Origin of the sequence: Endozoicomonas sp. ALC013, assembly GCF_049310205.1 — a bacterium.
In the GTDB taxonomy this organism is placed as follows: domain Bacteria; phylum Pseudomonadota; class Gammaproteobacteria; order Pseudomonadales; family Endozoicomonadaceae; genus Endozoicomonas.
Window position 1 is genome coordinate 1 of record NZ_JBLYNS010000109.1, and the last position, 18,084, is coordinate 18,084.

An 18,084-nucleotide genomic window follows, 5' to 3' on the forward strand; every position below is an offset into this window, starting at 1 on the left:
CGATGGATCAACCGGCCACTGCGCAATATTGACAAACTGCAGGCCCGCCAGTCAGCAATCACCGCCCTGAAAGATGGCTGCCATTTTGAGTCCCTTTACCCCATTCTCAAACATATTGGCGACATTGAACGTATTCTTGCCAGGGTTGCCCTGAAATCTGCCCGACCACGGGATCTGGCACGGTTAAGGGATGCCCTGCAGCAACTGCCAGAACTGCAGCAGCAGCTGGCGACGATTGATAGCCAGACAGTACATCAACTGGCAAAAAGCATCAGTGAACACCCTGTACTCGAAGCATTATTGACCCGGGCCATCATTGAGAACCCACCTGTGGTGATCCGTGATGGCGGGGTGATCGGCGAAGGTTATGACGCCGAGCTGGATGAGCTTCGTTCCATCAGTGAGAATGCGGGTGACTATCTGGTTCAAATGGAATTACGGGAGCGTGAGCGTACGGGTCTGCCCAGCCTTAAAGTCGGTTACAACCGGGTACATGGTTACTATATCGAGTTGAGTCGCCGTGAATCCGAAAACGCCCCGGTAGACTACATTCGCCGCCAGACCCTGAAAAACACTGAACGCTTTATTACCCCGGAGCTGAAAGAGTTTGAAGACAAGGCGCTGTCCAGCAAAAGCCGTGCCCTGGCCCGGGAAAAAGCACTGTACGATGAACTTCTGGACAAACTGGTGGCAGAGCTGGGACCGCTCCAGGAGTGCTCCATGGCCCTGTCAGAGCTGGATGCGCTCAGCAACCTGGCTGAACGCGCTGAGACACTGAACTTCTGCCGTCCTGAAATCCTGCAGAGCCCCGGTATTGATATTGTTGAAGGCCGCCATCCGGTTGTTGAGCAGGTTTTGGACGAACCGTTTGTGGCAAACAATGTCACCTTCAATGTTCAGCGTCGTATGCTGATTATCACCGGTCCCAATATGGGCGGTAAATCCACCTATATGCGACAGACGGCGTTGATTGTGCTGCTGGCTCATATTGGCAGCTTTGTACCGGCATCCCGTGCGCGTATTGGTCTGGTGGATCGGATTTTCACCCGCATCGGCTCTTCGGATGACCTGGCCGGTGGTCGTTCAACCTTTATGGTGGAAATGACGGAAACCGCCAATATTCTGCATAACGCCACCGAGCAGAGTCTGGTGCTGATGGATGAAATCGGCCGAGGAACCAGCACCTTCGATGGGCTATCCCTGGCCTGGGCCTGCGCTCAATATCTGGCGGATTCAGTACGGGCATTCACCCTGTTTGCCACCCACTACTTTGAGTTGACCCAGCTGCCCGAAGAGTGCAATACGGTAGTGAACGTACATCTCAATGCGACCGAACATGACGATAGCATTGTCTTTCTTCATGCGGTTCAGGAAGGTCCTGCCAGCCAGAGCTATGGCCTGCAGGTGGCACAACTGGCCGGTGTACCCCGACATGTCATTAACCAGGCACGGCAGAAACTGGCCATGCTGGAGCAGCAGGAACCCGCTCCACAACCTGTTGCAAAACCATTGGGAAAGGCTACTTTCACACCTCAGGCTGATCTTTTTGCCAGCCCTGAGCCACACCCGGCGGTTGAAGCCCTGGATAAAACAGACGTGGATAACCTGACACCCCGCCAGGCTCTGGAGCTTCTTTATACGCTCAAGGGGCTGGGAAAATGATTTAATGGTGCTTATACCCTGACCGGTATAAGTTTATGTTCATCACGGCTATCCAGCGGGTTTACAACTCTGGTAGACTTGCCCGATATTTTTGTATTGCCTCAGGTTCTGTTAAGAGAACCTGAATGTCACATTATGACATGCTTTCGTGAATCACGAATATAACAGCAAAACCGGGCAGTACTTTTTTTTAGTCAGATCAAATGGAGTTTAACCACCATGGCTTTCGTAGTGGGTGAAAACTGCATCAAGTGCAAATACACCGATTGCGTGGAAGTCTGTCCTGTGGACTGCTTCTATGAAGGACCAAACTTCCTGGTTATTCACCCGGATGAATGTATTGACTGCGCTCTTTGTGAGCCAGAGTGTCCGGCAAACGCTATTTTCTCCGAAGATGAGGTTCCCGATGATCAGCAGGAGTTCATCGAACTGAACGCCGTGCTCGCAGATGTCTGGGATAACATTACTGAGAAGAAAGACCCTCTCCCTGATGCAGCAGAGTGGGATGGCGTGAAGGGCAAGCTGGACCAGCTGGAACGCTGAGTTCAATAGTAAAAAAGCCATGGGGGTTACCCATGGCTTTTTTATTAACAGAGAATGTCAGGCCATCAGTTAAACAGGGACTCTCCTGACAACCCCTGCTTTTCAAGAATAGATCGAAGCCGTTTTAAAGCCTCTACCTGAATCTGTCTTACCCGTTCACGGGTCAGGCCAATCTCCTTACCGACTTCCTCAAGCGTACTGGTTTCATACCCCCTGAGACCAAACCGGCGGGCAACCACCTCTCGCTGTTTTTCTGATAACTCACCTAACCAGCGGTCAAGACTGTCATTGAGATCCAGATCCTGTAGCAATTCGGCCGGGTCGGCACCTTTTTCATCAGAGATCGTATCCAGAATGGATTTATCAGAGTCAGGTCCCAGTGGTGTATCAACCGATGTCACTCGCTCATTAAGACCGAGCATCCGTTTCACATCAGCCACCGGCTTATCCAGCAACTCGGCAATTTCTTCCGGGCTGGGATCATGATCCAGCTTCTGGGTTAACTCCCTGGCAGCCCTGAGATAGACGTTCAGTTCTTTAACCACATGAATGGGCAGACGTATGGTGCGGGTCTGATTCATGATCGCCCGCTCAATCGTCTGTCGTATCCACCAGGTCGCGTAGGTTGAAAAACGGAATCCACGTTCCGGATCAAATTTCTCAACCGCACGAATCAGTCCGAGGTTACCCTCTTCAATCAGATCAAGCAGTGTCAGTCCACGGTTGACATAGCGCCTGGAGATTTTAACAACCAGCCGGAGATTACTTTCAATCATCCGGCGTCTGCCCGCTTCTACCCCTTTTCGGGCAAGGCGGGCGTAGTGAACCTCTTCCTCGGGGGTGAGGAGAGGTGAAAAGCCAATCTCATTCAGGTACAGCTGGGTTGCATCGATGGATTTGTAAAATCCATCGTCTTCTTTTCGACGACCGGTACTCACCGGAGACACAGCCGCAGGCCGCGGCTTATCGATATCATCGTTCTCGTCAACCACTTCAATGAGGTCACCGGCATTTTCGTCCGGGCTCAATTCATCCTGTCCCTGGATTACATCGTCAGCATAACTGCTTAGCTCTGCGTCATCCCTCTTCGATGCCATAAGAGTTAGTCCTATCCGAAAGTCCCACTCTATGCCGGGCAACCCGAAGTTGCGCCGACACCCGTGAGATCCCTCTACTACAACAGCCACTGACCTTCGCTATCAGCGCCCTGGAAGGTACCCCATCGGGTCGACCGGTTTACCATCACGCCGAATTTCGAAGTGCAGCTTAGGCTCCGTCGTTCCTGTAGAACCTATTTCGGCTATCTTCTGGCCCGCTTTAACTGAGTCTCCCTCATTCACCAATAGATCCCTGTTGTGCGCATATGCGCTCAGATAGCTACTATTATGTTTCAAAATGATCAGCCTGCCATAGCCGGACAGGTCGCTTCCTGCGTACACTACCTCACCACTGGCTGCTGCCTTTACAGGCTCTCCTAATTTGCCGCCAATATCAATCCCCTTGTTAACGGGCATTTTGAGCGAATAGGCGGAAATAATTTTTCCGTTCGCAGGCCATTGCCAGCCACTGCTGCCGGAAGCGGTACTTTTTGGCGTCGAACTCTTTGCTGTATATTTTTTGACCGGAGCGCTGCTTTTGGCAACGGTTTTCTTTGGCTGCCTGACTGGAGTCACCGACGGAGCAGCAACCACGGACCGGCGGATAGATAAGTTTATTTTCTGCCCCGGATAGATAGTATAAGGACTTCGAATGCTATTCTTTCGGGCCAACTCTCTGAAGTCTCTGCTATAGAGCCAGGCTATTGAATAAAGGGTTTCTCCTCTTTGGACAACATGCTGACCTGAAGTCACCTTCGGTGGTGATCTCAGGTCAGTGACCGTAACCCTGGCCGGATCATGGCTGCAACTTGCGATTAGCAGGCAGGCTGTTAGAAAAAGTATTTTTTTTGAGCAATCACTCAAATTAATCAGAGTGATTTTCATGAAATCCAACACTTTATCAACTCCATTACCCTGGCTGCCCACAAAAATCATTTATTCAATAAAAGAATATAAACCGTAACTTATGGTTTGAAATATTATACCAATATCAGTATTTTCACCTATATTGGTGCGCTGGTTTAGTGATTTTTACTACCCACCCGCTCAATCATCGCCACCAAAGCAATGGCAAAAATCATCAGCCCAATAGATTCAACCAGATAAGCAGGCTGCCCGGTAATTCCCTGATAATTCATCGGCGACACATTCGCCTGAATCAGCGGGACCAGCTCCCCGGAACTGTTAACCCGTGTTTCCAGTGTCTCCTTCCATGGCCAGACTTTGCCCAGAGCTCCAAGCATCAGGCCGGTCAGTAGTGAAATCGCCAGATCGCGGTGCTTTTTTAGCAGCCATGACAACACATGGGAAAAGCTGAGCAAACCACCGATACAGCCCAGGCCAAAAACGGTCAGTACACTGAAATTCAAACTCTTCACAGCATCAATGACCGGACCATACAGCCCCATCATCAGTAACATAAAGCTACCGGAAATACCGGGCAGAATCATCGCGCAGATAGCAATGCTACCGGCAAAAAACAGCGTCACCGGCTCTGGTTCAAGACTGGTCGGGGTTAATACACCCACAGCATAAGCAATCACAATACCAGCGATCAGGGTGATGACAGTCGTCACATTCCACTGATCAACCTGACGAATCATCTGCAATCCGGACACCAGAATCAGACCAAAAAAGAATGCCCAGAGCATCTCCGGATACGTCGCAAGGAACCAGGTAATCACATGGGCAAAGGACAGAATACTGGTCAGCACACCACCAAACACACACACCAGAAATGTGCCGTCTATTCTCTGCCACACACCGGCAACCCCTTCCTCACCAAGTACCTTCAGTAACGATGGGTTAACACTTTTCAAGGCATTCAGCAGCCGGTCATAAATGCCAGTAATAAATGCGATGGTTCCACCGGATACGCCCGGCACAACATCGGCGGCCCCCATAGCCATTCCCCTGGCGATGAGGGCAAAGTACGAAGAATGATTCGACATGTTCTGACCTTTGGAACAGAAGTTAAGTAAAATGCCATCAGTCATCCCTGACTGACTGCTTTTTTGTGTGGGTACGTTCAAGAAAGCAACGTCTTTTTAATAACGTATTAGCGTATAACACCCGCCAGCAACGGTACAAACCGGACAGCTTCCAACACCTTGCGCTGATACTCATCACCGTTTCTGGTCACTAACACAAGATCCTGAAAGTTGTTTCCTCCAACCGGAATGACCAGCCTGCCACCTTCCGGAGACAGCTGGCTCAATAACGCTGCAGGAATTTCTCCCGGTGCCGCCGTGACGATAATCCCATCAAATGGACTTTCTTCCGGCCAGCCCATACCACCATCGGTATGACGAAGACGAACATTCTTCAGAGAGAGCCTGGAGAGCCTCTGCTGTGCCTTCTCCTGCAATGGCCTGATGCGCTCCACGGAGCAGACCCTGGCCACCAGCGAAGCAAGCACAGCCGTCTGATAACCGGATCCGGTGCCAATTTCCAGCACCTTGTTCAGTTCACCCCGGGCCAACAGCACTTCCGTCATTTTGGCCACAATATAAGGCTGGGACAGCGTCTGATTATGACCAATCGGCAGAGCTGTGTCTTCATAAGCACGATGTGCCAGCGCCTCATCAAGAAAAAGATGACGGGGAATGGTGCGAATGGCATCCAGAACCTTGCCGGACTGAATACCCTGATCCATCAGACGCTGGATCAGCCGCTCTCTGGTCCGGCGTGATGTCATACCGATACCATCAATTTCAAGATCCCTCATACACAGGCTCCAAGCCAATCCTCCATCAGTGATAACGTTGCATGGCCGGTCTTATCGTATTGCAATGGGGTAATGGATACATAGCCAGAAGCCACCGCATGAAAATCAGTCCCTTCCTCAGCAACCAGGGGCTTACCAACACCACCGATCCACCACACCGTATTGCCGCGGGGATCGGTTATTTTTACCGGAGGCTTTGACGGGTGACGATGGCCGAGCCGGGTAATTTTCATCCCACGGATCTCTTCATAGTCACAGGCCGGGACATTGACATTGAGTATCGTGCCTTCTGGCAGAACCTGATCATCAAGGCGCAACATCAAATCGTGCAACACTCTGGCGCTCACTTCCAGGTGGTGATCCTCTTGACCACAGGATGAAACAGCGATTGCAGTTTTTGCCAGCATGCGTCCTTCCATAGCCGCAGCCACAGTCCCCGAGTAGAGCACATCATCGCCCAGGTTTGCGCAACTGTTAATACCGGAAACTACGCGTTCCGGAAGGCGGCCAAACAGCCCACTGGCAGCGAGATTGACACAATCTGCCGGTGTTCCGTTCACACTGAAGAACCCATTGTCGTGTTCTTTCATGCACAGTGGCCGGTCCAGAGTGAGGGAATGGCCCTTGCCAGAACAGTCATTATCCGGAGCCACTACCCAGCACTGACCGTGTGATTTCATGGTGGCAAACGAAAGGGCCAATCCCCTGGCGGTAACGCCATCATCATTGGATAGCAATATGGTCATAGTCCCTCAATCCTGAATTAATCCAAACTTTTCTTAAGCCCATCGACGGCCTTGTCAATATTACGCCCCTCATGACCAAAGCGCTGTTCACCGAAGTAATTGGGCACCCCTGCACGAGATATCTGCTCTAACCGGGCATTAACCAGCGCAGGATCAGCATCTACATTCCGCAATGTGATGCAGAAATCATTTGCCTTCAGGGCTCCGGTTTTCAGTTTTTTCCGGTGGCGGGCCTGTCGAAGGATCCGTATGGTGTCACTCTCCAGTCCACTCCAGTCGGGATCAGCCATACCAGGCAGGGAAACACAAAACCATTGACGTGTAATTCCATGGCGATCCTTTCTCCCGGCATAACTTACCGACTGTCTTCTGACCCCTGCATGTCTCGCCAGAAGCCCTGCGACCCAGTCGGTATTCTCCCCTTTTTTTTCAATCAGCAGGAAAAGGTGCTCACCTTCACCTTCGGGCTCAAAAGGCAGTAGCTCATCAACCAGAAAATCTTCATGACAGGATTTGAAAAGACAGCTGCCTAAAGGACCACCAAAGGCGTAATACCAATCAACGGAGTAATCGGCAGGCATCGGTACATCTGCATCCATGATGCGCACTCAACAAAGCAAAAATTAACAATAAACAATACCGCGTTTGACGCAGTTTTTGAAAGGAAATACCGAAAAATAACCATGGGTGGCGGGCCTCCCAGGAGGCTGTCCGAGAATAGACTGCCCTACTGCGGTGGCAGCAAATTGGTCTAAAAAGTCGGAAATTTTTAGTCAATAGAACCACTATTCACTAAAAATTTCCGACTTTTTATCCTCAATTTTCTGCCATCCTCGCTACGGGCGCTATTCTCGGACAGCCTCCCAGAAGACTCCACCCTATGGATCACGATCCCAAATCGGTCAACAGAACAACGGCGTGAACTGCAATACCCTCTTTTCTACCGGTATAGCCCAGCTTTTCAGTGGTGGTCGCTTTGACATTCACCAGAGATGGGTCAATCCCCATGTCTTCGCTGATATTCTGCCGCATCTGATCAATGTGCGGTACCATTTTAGGCGACTGGGCAATGATGGTACTGTCCATATTGACGGGAACCAGGTTGTGCTGCTCAAGCAGAGCAATAACATGACGCAGTAACTTGCGACTATCAATGCCAGCATAGCGTTCATCAGTGTCCGGAAAATGCTTGCCAATATCACCCAGACCTGCCGCTCCCAGAAGTGCGTCGCAAAGTGCATGAAGCAGCACATCGCCATCAGAATGCGCCACCAGCCCATGGGTGTGAGGGATTTTTACCCCACCCAGAACAATATAATCACCTTCACCAAAGCGGTGAACATCAAAACCATGACCAATACGCATCAAGTGACCTCAATAAGTTTCGACTGCTGTTCTATATATAGAGTGGCCAGAGCCAGATCAGTTCCCCGGGTCACCTTAATATTATCGGCATGTCCTTCCACCATCACGGGCTGCTTGCCAGCGTATTCAATGGCACTGGCCTCATCCGTTACCGGCATCTTATCCGCTATCGCTTTTGCCATGGCGTCATGCAGCATGCCCAGACGGAACATCTGCGGTGTCATGGCATGCCAGAGCCCCTGACGGTCTACCGTTTCAGACACAACATCATTGCCCCCGGCCCGCTTGATGGTATCGGTAACCGGGCAACCCAGCAGACCGCCTACAGGGTGGTCATGGAGCTGGTTCACCAGCCACTCCATATCAGAACGACGAATGCAGGGGCGGGCCACATCATGAACCAGTACCCAGTCATCAGGGGAACCAATATCCAATAGCACTTTCAAACCATTAAGTACCGAGTGGTAACGCTCATCCCCCCCCTGGGCCAGGAGAATTCCCGGGTTGCGGAGTAATTCAATGGATTGGTGATACTCATCATTATGATCAAGCACCACCACGATCTTTTCCAGCCTGGGAAAATCCAGCAACCGCTCCAGAGTATGCACCATCAGAGGCTTACCCTTGATTTCAAGGTACTGTTTGGGAATATCGATATTCATTCGGCGGCCAACGCCCGCTGCCGGAACAACCGCCCAGTAACGAACCGTATTCATGGTTTCTACGCTACTCACTCTGACACCCTTAATTTGAACATCCAGAAGCCCGCTCAGAAACGGCTCCTGACCAATACAGGATTTAATCGTAAGTCAAAAAGAACGTTTCATCACTGCGGATCATACCCAGCTCCTGACGGGCTCTCTCTTCAACCGTTTCCATCCCCTGCTGCAGCTCCACAACCTCTTTGGCCAGCAGACGATTACGCTGGTACAAACGTTCATTTTCCAGTCTGAACCGCTCAAGGTTATCTTGTTGTGTCAACATTTCAGCCACACTGCCTTCACCAATCCAGAGCCTGGTTTGCAGGTAAACCAGCAGCAGTGTCAACAGGGCTATTGCCAGTTTTTTCATCATCAGTTCCGCTTTAAACCGTCACTATCCAGCAGCAGGGGCAACACCAGAAACAGGATGCAAAAAGCCGGGGCAGTAATAGAGACTTAACGGTGAAGTTTAACAGGAGTACCCGTGGTTTAACATATGACCGGATCTTTGAACTGTTTCACATTAATGAAGGTCATTAGAAAAAGCCAGACATCAAAATAAGCAACTCAAATGATCGCTCTTACTATCCCGGGTATTTATGAACGAAAGACAGCGTTCTACACCCGGGTTGCTGTTGAGTTCAATCTGGTACTGGCTACCCATCACCCGCAGGCCAAAGACCCGGGAGTTCGGAATATGCCGACTGGAAACCCCATTGGCAGTACCAACAGCTATCCCCCTCCGGCTGCCACCACTATCCCGCCCGTGGAACACAGAACCAGCAACCGAATCACCGCCGTTACCAACCCGGGGCCGTTGCTATTGCTGGATCTTCCAGAGCAACCCATAAGGCACATACTGGGTTTTTTAGGGGACCGCGACATCAAGGCCATGGCACAGACCTGTTCGTCTTTGCTGGCTATCATCCGTGCAGATCATCTGCCCGCCAGGATCTGGTTTAAACAGCTCGAGCCACGACAGCAGCAGCAATTCATCCAGATTGCCAAAAACATCAGCAACCATGAACTGGAAGCCTGGCTGAGGCAATTCACCGGCAATGAAACGCTGATCAGCACTATTTGCGGCCATTCAGCCGGGGAAGTGACAGACAATGACATACCGCCACGGGAACCACAAAAAGGGAAATATTTCCCGCAAATCCTGTTTTACACAGTGAACCAGTTGATGGTTAACTGTCGTACTTTCCAGCCGGAATTGGCAATATCCATTGACTGCATCCCCTTTACGGCTGCATCAGCCAAACTCAGCAGCGATGGACGCTTTCTGGCGACCAACAGTTACGCGCGCTGTGGTTCGGATTATGGCAGGACGGAAATCACCGCAAGGCCCGCAGAGATAGCCATTGCCCATGAAGACAGAGTGCGGCGGATCACCTTCAGCACTGATAACCGGCATATATTGAGCTACACGGCTTCAACCGCAAAAATCACCAGCTGTAATGCCGACGGCAGCTGGACAGAAAAACTCATCATCATTTCTGATCGATTTATCAGCTCGGCGACTTTCAGCCCCGACAGCCGCCATGCAGTGATGGCCAGGAGTGGTCGCAGAGCCATAATATGCACAATGAACCAGGCTGGCCGCTGGATAGTAACAACAACAATGGGACATAAAGGGAGGATTCTTTCAACAACATTCAGCCCTGACAGCCGCTTGATAGTCACCACCAGTGTCGATCACACAGCGAAAATCCATGCCCGTGACAGCAACGGCAACTGGCTGGAGCTGACTACCCTGGACCATAATGGTAAGGTCACTGCCGCTGAATTCAGCCCTGATGGCAAACATATCATCACCATTAGCGACAAGAATAACCAACCAGATCGTACCGCAACGATTTTCAGCAACACCGATAACCATTGGGTAAAAAAAACCTGTATTAACCACTCCCTGGAAATCACCGACACTTCATTCAGTCCTGACAGTCGTCATGCAGTAACGGAGAGCTTCGATTATACTGCCAGAATCCTGAGCTTTGATACCCACGACAACTGGCAGCATAAAACCACGATTAAGCATAAACGACGGATTTCTTCTACTAGATTTAGCCCCGATAGCCACTATCTAGTCACGGCCAGTAGCGATCATACAGCAAAAATCTACCGGTATGACGCAAACGCCAGGCGCTGGTCAAAACAACAGATTATCGTCCATGATGATATGTATATTACCTCAGCCACGTTCAGCGCTGACGGCCGCCATATTCTGACATTTTCCCGCAATTACTCACCCATATCCCTGCCTGTATGCAACGCCAGAATCCACACTTGTACGGCCGGTGGCAACTGGATAACCAGCCTCAATTTTACGACAGCAGGCGGGGTTTACTCGGCCAAATTTAACCACGATGGCTCCCATATTGTCATCGAAGCCAGAAATGATGACGCCATCATAATCTATGGCCTTACGGCAGATGGCAACTGGATACACAAATCGACGCTGCACCAACATTACAAGCTTGACCTGGTAACATTCAGTGCCAACGGAGGACATTTAATGGCTATCAGTAACGACGGTCAACTGGTGCAGGTCTGGCACCTTTATAAGGAAGATTTAGCGCCACATCCCCAGTGCTCTTTAAATGAACTGATGCCTCCCCCTAGAAAAAAGACCCGAAAGTCTGCTCCAAAAGTTCACAGGTAAAGGGTGATCGACGGATTGACTTTCCGCCGGTCGGGGCGGCTCAGGCTTCTTTCAGCCTGACGGGTTTGCTCGCTTCGCCGGGCAAACAAAAAAGGGAGGCTTAAAGCCTCCCCTTGCCATCAGCAGCGACTGCTAATCACGCACGCTTGAATTCAGCAATACCACGGTAAGGCGCTTTGCCTTCCAGCTGCTCTTCGATACGGATCAGCTGGTTGTACTTGGCTACACGGTCAGAACGGCACAGGGAACCGGTCTTGATCTGGCCAGCACAGGTACCTACCGCCAGGTCAGCGATGGTGGCGTCTTCGGTTTCACCGGAACGGTGAGAGATAACGGCAGTGTAGCCAGCATCTTTGGCCATCTTGATCGCATCCAGAGTTTCGCTCAGAGAGCCGATCTGGTTGAACTTGATCAGGATAGAGTTGGCGATGCCCTTATCGATACCTTCTTTCAGGATCCTGGTGTTGGTTACAAACAGGTCGTCACCAACGATCTGGATCTTGTCGCCCAGCAGCTCAGTCTGGTACTTGAAGCCGTCCCAGTCAGATTCATCCAGACCATCTTCAATGGAGATAATCGGGTATTCTTCGGTCAGACCTTTCAGGTAGTCAGAGAACTCATTGGAAGTGAAGACTTTGCCTTCGCCTTTCAGGTTGTACTTGCCATCTTCGTAGAACTCGGAAGCTGCACAGTCCATAGCCAGAGTGATGTCGGTGCCCAGAGTGTAACCGGCCGCAGCAACAGCTTCTTTGATGACCGCCAGAGCGTCTGCATTGGAAGCCAGGTTTGGCGCAAAACCACCTTCGTCACCCACGGCAGTGTTCAGGCCCTTGTCGGAGAGAACTTTCTTCAGAGCGTGGAATACTTCAGCACCCATGCGCAGCGCTTCAGCAAAGTTTTTGGCACCAACCGGCTGGATCATGAATTCCTGAATATCAACGTTGTTGTCAGCGTGCTCACCACCGTTCAGGATGTTCATCATTGGCACTGGCATGGTGAACTGGCCAGCAGTACCGTTCAGCTCAGCAATGTGCGCGTACAGAGGCATGCCTTTATCAACGGCAGCGGCTTTGGCAGCAGCCAGAGACACCGCCAGGATGGCGTTAGCACCCAGCTTGGCTTTGTTGTCAGTGCCGTCCAGATCGATCATCTTCTGATCCAGGCCACGCTGGTCATTGGCATCAAAACCAAGCAGTGCTTCACGGATAGGACCGTTAACATTGGCAACGGCTTGCAGAACGCCCTTGCCCAGGTAGCGGGACTTGTCACCATCACGCAGCTCCAGAGCTTCGCGGGAACCCGTGGAAGCGCCGCTGGGAGCACAGGCAGTACCAAAGGCACCAGACTCAAGAATGACGTCAGCTTCAACAGTGGGATTACCACGAGAATCGAGGACTTCGCGAGCCTTGATTTCCTTGATAGCGGTCATGAGATACTCCGGGTGAAGAATTCGGAAATTTCAAGTGAGAGGTAAGCAATACCGTAAAAGAGCGGTGGCATTGTTACGGGAGCGGCAACTATACCACCGGAAAATCCTGTGTCAAAGCCTTACAATTTCGCTGGACACCGCGCCAACATTGAGCTTCGTGGATTTCTGATCGTTACTGTTAACGACTGTTAATCGCCTGTTAACCATCGTTTAAACCAGGCATCAATGGTCAAATAATCATCAAACAGCCCTAACAATGATAAGTAAAATTACTACCTGAGATACAATTCAAAAATCAGTTTTTCTGCTGTGCAGTCAAAATCAAACATGGCATCAATGGTGGCACTGCCCTGATGGAGATTCACCGTTTTCTTTACCTGACAGTGGTCAGAAATACGGTTGGCCAGGGCTTCCATCGTTGCCATCTGGTCGTTTGCCTGTTGCTCAGTATCCCCCTTTATGGTCATTTCGAGGTGAGTATCCCCGGGTGCAATCACCTGGCCAATCTCTAAACAGTGATCTGCATCAACTTCCAGTTCAGCGGTGGTATTGTCCATATCAGGCCTCCTGTTGAATGGCAGATGATGATATGCAAGGAATCATTTTCTGAAAAAATCAACCATAAGATAGCACAATGGCCTTGAAAAATGAGTGAATAAGAAAAATCGGAAATAAAATGGAACCATATTCCAAATTACTGGTCAAATAATGTAAGAACCAGATCCTGTGAAAAGGGCTGGACGTAAAAACAGGAAAAACCGAATCAAATTAAAAAATTCTTATTTATAAACGAAAGTTATTATAGAGCAACCAATGTCTAACACAGTATCAAATTTAGTGGGTTCAAAATACACTGGCTATCTTCAAGATAACTGTAATTTTGCCAGTCTTCTGAAAAGCCCGGTTACTGTCGCCAAGGCTTTATTTTCAAACTTAACTTTGTCTTCTCAAGCTTGGTCTTCTCAAGAAAGCAGCCCTCAACCAGAAAAAATCTCTTCATACAATATATCAGTTCGTAGAGTTGGTGATTATCTCCTGGTATCTCTCCCTTCTGAAAAGGATACTCATCCCGATAAAACCACGACAGCGAATCCCCCATCAACAGAAGATTCTGACCAACTAGATTGGCGTATTCCCGATGATGATGAAGATGATCCGCGACGATACTTTTCATTCTGGTTTAATGAGAATGCCTCCCCGGGCAAATCCACTGATCAGGCGTCCGCATCACTAAATGTCAAGGATTCATTATGTGTGGCTATTGCGGATGATAGCGATGCAGATGATCAATTTTTCGAAGAAACGACGCCTGTTAATGGCCCTGATAGCATAATCCCTCCCATGAGTCGGCACTGCTTTGAAACTGACAGTATGATTTACATTGCTAACGATGAGGATCAACTGGATATTCATACTATTGACATCATTAAGGGCAGTGAACTTGCCAATCAGCTTGGCATTTCGGGTAAAGTCACCGTTGACAAAGTGTTTTATCAGGCAGGAACCGGTGCTATTATCGCCCAGGTAACGATCAATGGTCTGGAACAGTTATTGACTCTTTTTTATATCAATGTAGAAACCAACATCAAGCTTCCGGTCACCCAATATCAGCTGGATTCGTATCTCACAGAGACAAAAAATGAGTATGCTCCTCACTATAAATTTTTCAAGGAGGAATTAAAAAAGCGTCTTAGCCCAAAGGTCATGGGAACAAACAAAATAAAAGACGATAAAGGCGGTAAAGACAATAAAATTGAAGAAAATAAAATTAAAGAAAATAAAATTGAAGAAAATAAAATTGAAGAAAATAAAATTGAAGAAAATAAAATCAAAGAAAATAAATTGAGAATGGAATCATTAAGAATCACGATGCCAACGTATATGCATCCGAAAAGCATAGAACAGGTAAAATATTTTTGTTGCAATCAGGGTATCAGCGCCGTCACTGATAAAGAAGGAACTGACGTCATTGAAGCGGTCAAGAGGAGAATGCGCCAGCAGGAGGAGAAATTAGTTAGCCTCAGAGGGCCACGGTTGGAACACCCGGATATAGATTCAGCACTAGAACACGTCAAACAACAAAAAATCGCGATGGAGGCCAGTCAGCGTGATGCTAAAAATCTGAAAATACACTTTGACAAGCCAGAGAAGGTTCCCTTGTCCCAAAGACAAGCTGAAACAGTCAATATGCTAAATCAAAGGAGGCTTAAGCATAAAAAGGAAGGGATTGATTTCGCCCCCCCTAAGGATACTGCCACTGAATTTCCACAATACTTACTACCCAGCGATTCCCCCAAAAAATTGATCAAATCTGTTGATAAATAGCGATTAAACCAAAAAAAGACTGCGCCATGGTGATTTGGGAAGCAGTTCCGTAAATAGAACCGCTTCACCTCACAAATGAAAAATCCTAGACTTCTTCAGGTTCAGGTTGCATTGCGATGGCATCATGTGCCGGAATATGGCGTAGCCGTTCATATGCCGGAGTATGGCATAGCCGGTCATAGATTGATTTACATCCGTTATACGCCTTGCACAAGCCACCGCTGGCAACAAAAAAGGCTGTCGACGTTACTGCTATCTCTGTCAAAAAGAGCGGGGTAAACGGAGTTAGTTCTCCGTACTCATCAAAAAGGGTCATATTATTAAAACAATGCTCCCTCAAAAAGACTTTACCAGGATCATTCAGTGGTGAAACGACCCGATTTTTTACATAGGTAGTACACGTCCCAACTCCAATTGAAAATAAGGCGTGAAAGAACGTTGATGAAAAAATATCATTGCGTTCTCGCTGGGTTGAATTATCAGGTGGATTAGTCGCAGCCTGGAGTTCGGGATTGCCAGGCATCGATGATCCAGCGTTAATACCGGCAGTACCAATTGTTAAAGTCATTCTTAATATCCTTACTGGTTGTCATTTCTCAGACAATATCAGAAGGTATTTCGTTCAATTCTAATCAACTTTTTTCTAATTATTTTTACTATCAATGATTCATATTTTGATGTCGGTGGAAATTTTCCCGGTTTGGCTTTTCAGGTTAGCTGCGGGCTTTTTTCCTGCCACGGGCAAATGGAATGGGAAAGCGCTGGAATGGTGAATGGTCATCCCGGATAAGAGATGACCAGAGTCATCCGAAAACCATAACACCTGTATAGCATTATGGCTGCTATCTGGTCAGGAATTCAGACAGGGGAAGAGACTTAGACTTCATCATAGACTTCTGGATAGTCTCCTGCGGGTTGATTTGTTGCGACATCAGGCCCTGAAAAACAGGTGCATGCCCGGTCATAAATAGATTTGCATCCCTCATACAATGTGCACAAGCCACCGGTGGCAAGAAAAAAAGCTGTTGAGGCAACGGCCACCTGTGACAAATGAACCGGAGCATACGGAGTTAGATCTATGTACTCGATTCTCTCAGCACGGGTCAAATTATTGAAACAATGATAGGCCAAAAAATCATCGCGAGGTTGATTCAGTTTTGAAACAACGAATTGGTTTACCAGGGTAGTATACGATCCAAAAACTAATGCACGAGCTGCATGCGTGAGCGTGGTCTGCAAAAGATGTTTGCCATTTCGCCGGGTTGAATTATCAGGTGATTGAGTAGTTGCATCCATATTACGTGGTAGCACTGGTCCAGTCTTATTAGTTGCACAGCATAGCGTCATGTTAATATCCTCGATTGTCGTTTTTTTGGACACTATCAGATAGTATTTCGTTCATTTTTTTTATTGACATTCTTTCTTGCACTTCCTTCATCCTCTGCCAGAATTCATTTTTAACTTTTCAATAAATCCAGCCTGCCTGACACAGAATTAAAAGGAGTCAACATGAAGTTTGCATTTATCTATGCCATGCCCGGCCTACAGTCCTCATCCATCCAGGAGAATGTTACTGAAAAAGCCCACTTTTATTGTGTATCCGTTGATATGAACCACAGGGAAACCGCCGCAGATATCGCCAGAGAACTGGTTGAGAAAAACGGTGTACAGATGATTGAACTTAGTGGTGGGTTAGCCAGCGCTGAAATTATTGCACTGGTAAAGGAAGAAACCGAAAACAGGGTACCTGTTGGGGCAGTATTTTATGGACCTGAAAGTAGAAAGCCCCTGATTGAACTGATGGGCATTTAGCCATTTGAAAAGCCTTTATCTCCGCTACGCGGAATGAAATGAGATTGCTCCGACGAACCCTTTGCCAGAATATCATTCAGCATTCTGATATAACCAATGGCTCCACGCAACACATCAACATTCTTTAATTTCTTCTTACGAATCCCTTCGGAGAAATAAGTTCCACAGAGCCGTTCTTTTAAATCATCCATTGCAACCCTCATTATTGCCGTACGTTTCCGTTCTCGGGCATTATGCTCGAGTCGTTTCTCACTGACTCCTGTCTGGTGTGCCAGTCTTCTATTCTTGGATAATGATTCCGTATCATCAACTGGCGGCTGGTTGATTTGACTGATATTTTCGGTTCTGCTTTCGATAGCAGGAAGTGGCTTTATCGCTGCCTGTTCCCGGGGCATCTTATCAGTACCCGCCAGGCAGCCGTTCAATGGCCCGCTTTGAGATTTGTCTGTATTTTCAGGAGTTGTTGCAAGAGAAACTGCAATTTCATTAAATTTCTCAGGGCAATGCCTTGCAGGGTCTGCATTAACAGTACCGATTTTGAAACTGGATAATTGACTATCAGTAAGTGAACTGAACTGTGCTGATTGGCTCTCAGGATGTAATACAGGTTTATCTTCTACTTTCTGAAGTGCGCGCCCGTTGAATAAAGGATCAGGACCTGCAGACTCTTGATAACCGGGATCCTCCTCATCAAAGAGATATTTCAAAGGGCCATATTGACGTTGAGAAAAATCGCCTGGAAATATATTGAAATTACCCGTCCCGTTCATAAATGTGCTCCAGATTTATTTTATTTATAACTATATGACCAATTTCAAAAACATTAGTTCATAAAAAAACCTCCCGCTTCTGAACAAAAGCAGGAGGTTCTGAGTTAAACAGCTGAACTTAGAGAGTATCCAGTGCTTCAAATGATTTAATCAGCTCATCCAGAGCTTTCATCTGAGTCAGGAAGGACTCAAGCATGGACAGGCGCAGTGCTGAAGGGCCATCACAGCGGGCATTATCAGG

19 protein-coding genes and 1 pseudogene are annotated in these 18,084 nt (G+C 48.4%); 5 read left to right on the forward strand and 15 right to left on the reverse strand.

The features are described 5' to 3' along the window. Positions 1-1,662: DNA mismatch repair protein MutS (gene mutS, locus ACO6V1_RS17250; RefSeq protein ID WP_422467796.1), on the forward strand; the 1,662-nt coding region annotated here is incomplete at its 5' end. A gap of 219 nt (positions 1,663-1,881) precedes the next feature. Continuing rightward, positions 1,882-2,205: a ferredoxin FdxA gene (gene fdxA, locus ACO6V1_RS17255; protein ID WP_101747078.1), complete on the forward strand. Its 324-nt coding sequence runs from the start codon at positions 1,882-1,884 to the stop codon at positions 2,203-2,205. A 65-nt stretch (positions 2,206-2,270) separates the two neighbouring features. Here the strand turns inward: fdxA and rpoS are convergent, their stop codons facing one another. From rpoS to ACO6V1_RS17300, 9 genes are all read right to left on the reverse strand, one after another. Further along, positions 2,271-3,302, reverse strand: coding sequence for an RNA polymerase sigma factor RpoS (gene rpoS, locus ACO6V1_RS17260; RefSeq protein ID WP_101747077.1), 1,032 nt, complete (start codon positions 3,300-3,302; stop codon positions 2,271-2,273). A 102-nt stretch (positions 3,303-3,404) separates the two neighbouring features. Continuing rightward, positions 3,405-3,974 (reverse strand): peptidoglycan DD-metalloendopeptidase family protein, encoded by a 570-nt coding sequence (locus ACO6V1_RS17265; protein WP_422445291.1) that lies wholly within the window; start codon positions 3,972-3,974, stop codon positions 3,405-3,407. Between the two features lie 350 nt (positions 3,975-4,324). Next, a complete protein-coding gene (locus ACO6V1_RS17270) occupies positions 4,325-5,254 on the reverse strand; it encodes a DUF368 domain-containing protein (RefSeq protein WP_422462804.1) in 930 nt (309 codons plus the stop codon). 107 nt (positions 5,255-5,361) lie between these two features. After that, positions 5,362-6,030: a protein-L-isoaspartate(D-aspartate) O-methyltransferase gene (locus ACO6V1_RS17275; protein ID WP_422445295.1), complete on the reverse strand. Its 669-nt coding sequence runs from the start codon at positions 6,028-6,030 to the stop codon at positions 5,362-5,364. Beyond that, positions 6,027-6,776: a 5'/3'-nucleotidase SurE gene (gene surE, locus ACO6V1_RS17280; RefSeq protein WP_422462806.1), complete on the reverse strand. Its 750-nt coding sequence runs from the start codon at positions 6,774-6,776 to the stop codon at positions 6,027-6,029. Before surE ends, ACO6V1_RS17275 begins: the two co-directional genes overlap by 4 nt. 17 nt (positions 6,777-6,793) lie before the next feature. Further along, positions 6,794-7,375, reverse strand: coding sequence for a tRNA pseudouridine(13) synthase TruD (truD, locus tag ACO6V1_RS17285; RefSeq protein ID WP_422445299.1), 582 nt, complete (start codon positions 7,373-7,375; stop codon positions 6,794-6,796). 286 nt (positions 7,376-7,661) lie between these two features. Beyond that, on the reverse strand, positions 7,662-8,141 hold the full coding sequence (ispF, locus tag ACO6V1_RS17290; RefSeq protein ID WP_422445301.1) for a 2-C-methyl-D-erythritol 2,4-cyclodiphosphate synthase: 480 nt from the start codon (positions 8,139-8,141) through the stop codon (positions 7,662-7,664). Further along, positions 8,141-8,875, reverse strand: coding sequence for a 2-C-methyl-D-erythritol 4-phosphate cytidylyltransferase (gene ispD, locus ACO6V1_RS17295; protein WP_422445303.1), 735 nt, complete (start codon positions 8,873-8,875; stop codon positions 8,141-8,143). Before ispD ends, ispF begins: the two co-directional genes overlap by 1 nt. Positions 8,876-8,939: 64 nt before the next feature. Next, the gene (locus tag ACO6V1_RS17300) at positions 8,940-9,212 is read right to left on the reverse strand and encodes a septum formation initiator family protein (protein ID WP_422446143.1); all 273 of its coding nucleotides are present in this window, start codon (positions 9,210-9,212) and stop codon (positions 8,940-8,942) included. A 201-nt stretch (positions 9,213-9,413) separates the two neighbouring features. On the opposite strand from ACO6V1_RS17300, the gene ACO6V1_RS17305 reads away from it, so the two are divergent. Further along, the gene (locus ACO6V1_RS17305) at positions 9,414-11,507 is read left to right on the forward strand and encodes a WD40 repeat domain-containing protein (RefSeq protein ID WP_422467798.1); all 2,094 of its coding nucleotides are present in this window, start codon (positions 9,414-9,416) and stop codon (positions 11,505-11,507) included. A 136-nt stretch (positions 11,508-11,643) separates the two neighbouring features. Here the strand turns inward: ACO6V1_RS17305 and eno are convergent, their stop codons facing one another. Continuing rightward, on the reverse strand, positions 11,644-12,936 hold the full coding sequence (gene eno / locus ACO6V1_RS17310) for a phosphopyruvate hydratase (RefSeq protein WP_209275708.1): 1,293 nt from the start codon (positions 12,934-12,936) through the stop codon (positions 11,644-11,646). Between the two features lie 272 nt (positions 12,937-13,208). Further along, a complete protein-coding gene (locus ACO6V1_RS17315) occupies positions 13,209-13,493 on the reverse strand; it encodes a DUF406 family protein (protein ID WP_422445309.1) in 285 nt (94 codons plus the stop codon). Positions 13,494-13,749: 256 nt separating this feature from the next. Here ACO6V1_RS17315 and ACO6V1_RS17320 point away from each other — a divergent pair, with 256 nt between their 5' ends. Further along, a complete protein-coding gene (locus tag ACO6V1_RS17320) occupies positions 13,750-15,261 on the forward strand; it encodes a hypothetical protein (RefSeq protein WP_422445311.1) in 1,512 nt (503 codons plus the stop codon). Positions 15,262-15,346: 85 nt separating this feature from the next. On the opposite strand, the gene ACO6V1_RS17325 is transcribed toward ACO6V1_RS17320, so the two are convergent. Beyond that, positions 15,347-15,829, reverse strand: a complete 483-nt coding sequence (locus ACO6V1_RS17325; RefSeq protein ID WP_422445313.1) for a hypothetical protein — start codon at positions 15,827-15,829, stop codon at positions 15,347-15,349. Between the two features lie 308 nt (positions 15,830-16,137). Then, positions 16,138-16,557, reverse strand: a complete 420-nt coding sequence (locus ACO6V1_RS17330) for a hypothetical protein (RefSeq protein WP_422467800.1) — start codon at positions 16,555-16,557, stop codon at positions 16,138-16,140. A 213-nt stretch (positions 16,558-16,770) separates the two neighbouring features. On the opposite strand from ACO6V1_RS17330, the gene ACO6V1_RS17335 reads away from it, so the two are divergent. Beyond that, positions 16,771-17,073, forward strand: coding sequence for a DUF6506 family protein (locus ACO6V1_RS17335; RefSeq protein WP_422445317.1), 303 nt, complete (start codon positions 16,771-16,773; stop codon positions 17,071-17,073). Here the strand turns inward: ACO6V1_RS17335 and ACO6V1_RS17340 are convergent. Beyond that, entirely contained in the window at positions 17,070-17,843 is a 774-nt protein-coding gene (locus tag ACO6V1_RS17340) for a helix-loop-helix domain-containing protein (RefSeq protein WP_422467802.1), read from the reverse strand. The two genes, ACO6V1_RS17335 and ACO6V1_RS17340, sit on opposite strands and share 4 nt — an antisense overlap. A 118-nt stretch (positions 17,844-17,961) precedes the next feature. Further along, a pseudogene (locus ACO6V1_RS17345) lies at positions 17,962-18,084 on the reverse strand (3-deoxy-8-phosphooctulonate synthase); the annotation flags it as partial.

Excerpts from the sequence above, each read along its gene's own strand:
- ACO6V1_RS17330 (WP_422467800.1), bottom strand. The coding sequence starts at position 16,557 with ATGGATGCAACTACTCAATCACCTGATAATTCAACCCGGCGAAATGGC.
- ACO6V1_RS17275 (WP_422445295.1), bottom strand. The coding sequence starts at position 6,030 with ATGAGGGATCTTGAAATTGATGGTATCGGTATGACATCACGCCGGACC.
- ACO6V1_RS17335 (WP_422445317.1), top strand. The coding sequence starts at position 16,771 with ATGAAGTTTGCATTTATCTATGCCATGCCCGGCCTACAGTCCTCATCC.
- ACO6V1_RS17300 (WP_422446143.1), bottom strand. The coding sequence starts at position 9,212 with ATGAAAAAACTGGCAATAGCCCTGTTGACACTGCTGCTGGTTTACCTG.
- truD (WP_422445299.1), bottom strand. The coding sequence starts at position 7,375 with ATGGATGCAGATGTACCGATGCCTGCCGATTACTCCGTTGATTGGTAT.
- ispF (WP_422445301.1), bottom strand. The coding sequence starts at position 8,141 with ATGCGTATTGGTCATGGTTTTGATGTTCACCGCTTTGGTGAAGGTGAT.
- fdxA (WP_101747078.1), top strand. The coding sequence starts at position 1,882 with ATGGCTTTCGTAGTGGGTGAAAACTGCATCAAGTGCAAATACACCGAT.
- ACO6V1_RS17320 (WP_422445311.1), top strand. The coding sequence starts at position 13,750 with ATGTCTAACACAGTATCAAATTTAGTGGGTTCAAAATACACTGGCTAT.
- ACO6V1_RS17305 (WP_422467798.1), top strand. The coding sequence starts at position 9,414 with ATGATCGCTCTTACTATCCCGGGTATTTATGAACGAAAGACAGCGTTC.
- ACO6V1_RS17325 (WP_422445313.1), bottom strand. The coding sequence starts at position 15,829 with ATGACTTTAACAATTGGTACTGCCGGTATTAACGCTGGATCATCGATG.
- ACO6V1_RS17315 (WP_422445309.1), bottom strand. The coding sequence starts at position 13,493 with ATGGACAATACCACCGCTGAACTGGAAGTTGATGCAGATCACTGTTTA.
- eno (WP_209275708.1), bottom strand. The coding sequence starts at position 12,936 with ATGACCGCTATCAAGGAAATCAAGGCTCGCGAAGTCCTCGATTCTCGT.
- surE (WP_422462806.1), bottom strand. The coding sequence starts at position 6,776 with ATGACCATATTGCTATCCAATGATGATGGCGTTACCGCCAGGGGATTG.
- ACO6V1_RS17340 (WP_422467802.1), bottom strand. The coding sequence starts at position 17,843 with ATGAACGGGACGGGTAATTTCAATATATTTCCAGGCGATTTTTCTCAA.
- rpoS (WP_101747077.1), bottom strand. The coding sequence starts at position 3,302 with ATGGCATCGAAGAGGGATGACGCAGAGCTAAGCAGTTATGCTGACGAT.
- ACO6V1_RS17270 (WP_422462804.1), bottom strand. The coding sequence starts at position 5,254 with ATGTCGAATCATTCTTCGTACTTTGCCCTCATCGCCAGGGGAATGGCT.